The sequence below is a fragment of the Haladaptatus sp. genome (genome assembly GCF_049589095.1).
Taxonomy (GTDB): Archaea; Halobacteriota; Halobacteria; order Halobacteriales; family Haladaptataceae; genus Haladaptatus.
The window spans coordinates 1-4228 of the sequence record NZ_JBAWAC010000559.1 but is presented as its reverse complement, the minus strand read 5'-3'; the positions used below and the strand labels follow the sequence as shown (position 1 = coordinate 4228).

Annotated in this window: 6 protein-coding genes; 2 read left to right on the top strand and 4 right to left on the bottom strand. The window is 60.7% G+C overall.

All coding sequences use genetic code 11. The annotated features are described in order from the left end of the window. Nucleotides 1-349 (bottom strand): hypothetical protein (locus WBV42_RS17675; RefSeq protein ID WP_423987193.1); only part of this gene is annotated, 349 nt, incomplete at its 3' end. A gap of 166 nt (nt 350-515) precedes the next feature. On the opposite strand from WBV42_RS17675, the gene WBV42_RS17670 reads away from it, so the two are divergent. After that, nucleotides 516-1532 carry a metallophosphoesterase family protein gene (locus WBV42_RS17670; protein ID WP_423987192.1) on the top strand — a complete coding sequence of 339 codons (1017 nt, stop codon included), beginning with the start codon at nt 516-518 and terminating at the stop codon, nt 1530-1532. On the opposite strand, the gene WBV42_RS17665 is transcribed toward WBV42_RS17670, so the two are convergent. Then, nucleotides 1529-2263 carry an alanine--tRNA ligase-related protein gene (locus WBV42_RS17665; RefSeq protein WP_423987194.1) on the bottom strand — a complete coding sequence of 245 codons (735 nt, stop codon included), beginning with the start codon at nt 2261-2263 and terminating at the stop codon, nt 1529-1531. The two genes, WBV42_RS17670 and WBV42_RS17665, sit on opposite strands and share 4 nt — an antisense overlap. An 80-nt stretch (nt 2264-2343) precedes the next feature. Here WBV42_RS17665 and WBV42_RS17660 point away from each other — a divergent pair, with 80 nt between their 5' ends. Next, complete coding sequence (locus tag WBV42_RS17660; RefSeq protein ID WP_423987191.1) at nt 2344-3051, top strand: HD domain-containing protein; 708 nt, start codon at nt 2344-2346, stop codon at nt 3049-3051. 33 nt (nt 3052-3084) lie between these two features. On the opposite strand, the gene WBV42_RS17655 is transcribed toward WBV42_RS17660, so the two are convergent. Together WBV42_RS17655 and WBV42_RS17650 are read right to left on the bottom strand one after the other, a co-directional pair. Beyond that, nucleotides 3085-3741, bottom strand: a complete 657-nt coding sequence (locus tag WBV42_RS17655; protein ID WP_423987190.1) for a LysE family translocator — start codon at nt 3739-3741, stop codon at nt 3085-3087. Between the two features lie 70 nt (nt 3742-3811). After that, on the bottom strand, nt 3812-4228 hold a 417-nt coding region (locus tag WBV42_RS17650; protein ID WP_423987189.1), incomplete at its 5' end, for a TMEM165/GDT1 family protein.

Below are 4228 nucleotides of genomic sequence, written 5' to 3'. Positions count from 1 at the left end.
GACGAACGTCGAACTCGCTTTGTCGTCCCGAACGCTGGCGTCCAGAACGGCGTGTCTGGGTCGACGTCGAACGGCCAGCTAGTTGTCGAACTTTGCGTTGCGTTTCCTTGGAGATGAGTGGCTCTTCCGGCGAGATTGCCCGTGACAGTATCGCACAGACGGCAGCGATCACCACGAAGTAGTAGCCGAACGCCGTGAATATGTTATCCGAGAAAAACGCTACATAGATCCCGTTGATGAAGAAAAACAACCCCATCAACAGTAGAATCTTGTTGAGATAGGGAGACGACGACTCCGTTGTCGTCGTCGTCCTCGTTGTTCCGATTCCTTGGAGGCTTCTCGTGCTCATCCTCACTTTCCGTTTCGACGTGTGACGTAATGAAAGTCAGTCAGACATGTGTGTCGAACGTGACCTGATCCCTAATAGACCATTTGGCCGAATCTATATAGAATATGGTGGTAGATATATATTCTATACGCTAGATTTATACTTCTCGCGGCAGTCTACACGTGTGATGCTCGAAGAGGGGATGGCGCTGGAAATCACCGAGAAATCCGGCCCGACTGACGCAGTCATCGAATCATCCGAGGCGACTACCGACTCCGGTCTGCTATTCGCTCGATTCTCGCATCCTCGAAGTCAGACGAAAACGAGGATTGCGCTCGTCTCCGACATGCACGTCTCTACCGAAAAGCAGGGTACGTGGAAGGTCTTCCACCGAACACGCGACCGCCTCCGGACCGTTATCGAGGACGTAAACAGCCGTGACGTGGATTCGGTCGTGTTCGCGGGCGACCTCACGGAGGACGGGTCCGTCGCGGATTTCGAAACCGTCCGATCGCTCCTCGCTGACCTCGACGTTCCGTTCGTCGCCGTCCCCGGCAATCACGACGTTCCGAAGTCGTTCGACGCCCACGAGACACCGGCGCTCTCCTCGTTCGAATCGAACTTCACACCCGACGAACTCCCGTTCCATCGGCAGGTGGGCGGCGTGGACGTCATCGGATTGAACAGCGCATCGACGCCCACCGGTACGTTGTCGGATTGCCACGACGGCTGTATTTCCGCCGAACAACTCGCGTGGCTGGACGAGACGCTTCCGAAGACGGACGCCCCGATCGTCGTCTCCCATCACAACCTTCCGGGTCTCGGCGATAAAACGGACGCCCATTCGTGGCGGTCGTCGTTCCCGATGCAAAACGCGAGCGACCTGGCCGAACTCCTTTCCCGACACGACGTTCCGCTCCACGTCTCCGGTCATTTGCACGTCCCGGCGACGGCCGAAACGATGGGCGTACGCGAACTCCTCGCCCCGTCGCTGTGTTCGTTCCCACAGGCGTACCTCCTGTTCGACATCGACCGAAACGGGACGACCGTTCGATTCGTTCCCACGGCCGGTCCGGAAGGCACGAGGGAAGCCTATATGCACGCGAAGAAGGATTCCGCCCGAAGCGATGCCCTCGCTGAGATCACGGCGGCGCGACTCGACTCGTTGCCGCTCGTGGACGAACGGCTGTTGACGTCCCACTAATCCAGCACGAACTTCAATCGCTCTTCGTCGCTTCCTTTGGTCTCCCGGCCGGTAATCCGGAACTCGCCGAGTTCGTCGGTTCGCCGGACGTGTGTCCCCGCACAGGCGGTTTTGTCGAACGCTTCGATCTCCACGATACGGATTTCGCGGATGCTTTCGGGAAGCAGATGGATCCGCGTCCGCTCCGGGTCGAGGGAGGACTCGGCTTCCTCGCGGTCCAGTTCGTACCACGTGACTTCCAGTCCGTCCTCGATGCGGTCGTTCATGACCGACTCGATGTGGGCGAACTCCTCGTCGGTGAACCGTTCGTAGGCACAGTCGATTCGGGCGCGGTCGGTGTACAACTGGTTGCCGGTCGTGCTCGCGTCGTACTCGTCCAACAACACCGCCGAGAGGAGGTGCTGGGCGGTGTGATACTGCATGTGGGCGTAGCGTCGGTCCCAGTCGATTCGTCCGGTGACGGTCGTCCCCGCTTCGGGTGGGGTTCCATCGACGGTGTGGTAGACGGTGTCCTTCTTCTGTACGTCGGTGACGTTCCACGTCTCGCCGTCGACTTCGAAGACCCCCGTATCGAAGGGTTGGCCACCGCCTTCCGGGTAGAACAGCGTTCGGTCGAGCACGACGCGGTCGTCGACGACGCGCTCGACTGTGGCTTCGAATTCCCGCTCCTCGGTCGCTTCGAGGTACAACGCTTCGGTCATACACGGGGAGAAGAACACCCGGGACTTAATGACCTCGTCGTAACGCTAAAGAGCGAATCGTGCGTTTGTATCAGTAATGAGTACGAATGCTGAACGCTGGAGGGATTTTTGTGGGTGTCGAAATTAAGGGGTCACCCGTCTCCGATCCCGAATTCGAGGAGATGAAGACGTTCGTGTACGAGTATCTCGATGCGAGCGTCCAAAACGAAGAAAGTGGGGGACGCATGCGGTGGTATCCGTGGCACTCCGCGGATTACCGATTCAACCACATTCTCAACGTCGTGAACCTCGCGGAAACGATCGCGGAACGCGAAGGGGCCGACGTGGACGTCGCCCGCGTCGCATCGCTGTTTCACGACATCGCCAAACTCGACGCGGATCAGGAAGTCCACGCCGAGGAAGGTGCGCGGGTCGCCCGCGAGTACCTCGAATCGCACGGCGAGTTCCCCGAATCGTTCGTGGACCAGGTGTGCAAAGCCGTCGAAGACCACTCCTATCAGGGTGACCTCTCGCGCCTCTCGAAGGAGGCCCAGTCCCTCATCGAAGCCGACATGCTCGACAAGGTCGGCGCGAACGGGACCGCACTGATGTTGTTGCGCATGGGATACGAGGCGCGGACGCACATGGCCGCCGCCGAGATGGTCGACCGAGTCCTCGAACGCGGCAAGGACGCGTCTTCCCGCGTGCAGAGCGAGACGGCACAGGACATCGCTCACCGCAGACTCAAGCGCGTGAAGTGGTTCCGCGAATGGCTCGAAGACGAAGTTCCCGAGATGGACGCCGAACCGTCGGGTTCGCCCCGCGGCACCGGACGCTGAACGGACGGAAGATCGAATTCGAATCCGACTATTTTATGCGAGCGTCGTCACGGCGTCGTAGAGGAACGAAATCCCCGCTAGCGCGAGAATTCCCGCACTGATGTACGCGACGGCCGGTGCGAGCGAGTCGATCCGTTTTTCTGCCGCGGACAGCGCCGCCGGAAAGCCCGTAATCCAGCACGCGATTCCCAGAAAGAAGCCGACGATGATTATCGGCCCGCCGGTCGATACCGTGAGGTGTCCGGGGAGCCCCGAGAGCACGTCGAACTGACCGGGGTCGAGCAGGCCGACGCCGGCCGTGAGCCACCAGATGATCTGAAACGGGTTCGTGATGGCGAGCGCGAATGCCTTCCGGAACCCCCTCGCGTCCTCGTCCACCGAGTCCGTAGTGAACGTGGAGGTGGCGTCCTTCGCCGCACCGTAGGCGAAATACAGCATCAATAGCCCGCCGACACCGACCATGAGTCCGCGGACGAGCGGGGCTTCCCGAACGACCGTGACGACGCCCGCGAGTGCGAGGACGAAAAAGCACGCGTCGGCGGTCATCGCGCCGAGTCCGGCGAAAAAGCCCGACCGCCACCCGCGGAGAACGCTCTCCTCGGCGATGACGGCGTTCATCGGTCCGGGAGGTGCGGCGAGCGAGAGTCCGAGAACGACCCCCGCGAACGCCGAGACGAGTGCGGCAAACATCTATCACCCAGTTTGGGTTGGGGCGAGTAAAAGATCGCGGTTAGGGGAAAAAGATGATCGGGCAGGGAGTTCACGGGAAGCCGAGCCATTCGGCGAAGACGAGCGCACCGAAGGCGAGGAAGACGAGCGACGCGACGAGTTCGAGCCACTTCGTCGGGAGGACGCGCTCGAAGCGCTCGCCGATGAAGGCGTCGAGTCCCGTCCTGAGACCGAGCGCCGCGATGACGCCGACGAATATCGAAAGCGGCGAGTGCGGGAACGTCGTCGAGAGGTTGATCGTCAACAGTTGGGTCTTGTCGCCGAACTCGGCGAACATGATGAAGACGAACGTCGAAAGCACGCCGCCGTAGGCACCCATCCGATTCAGTAACCCGTCCGGAATCAGCCTCCCGGTCATGCCCACATCCATTCCGCCGCCGGTTACGAGCGGTGGGTCGGACGAGGAATCCTCGGCGAACTTCGGCACCGCGTTCGTCAACGTCCAGAG

What these genes read in the sequence shown, in the direction of transcription:
- WBV42_RS17670 (WP_423987192.1), top strand. Translation starts at nt 516, where the DNA reads ATGCTCGAAGAGGGGATGGCGCTGGAAATCACCGAGAAATCCGGCCCG.
- WBV42_RS17655 (WP_423987190.1), bottom strand. Translation starts at nt 3,741, where the DNA reads ATGTTTGCCGCACTCGTCTCGGCGTTCGCGGGGGTCGTTCTCGGACTC.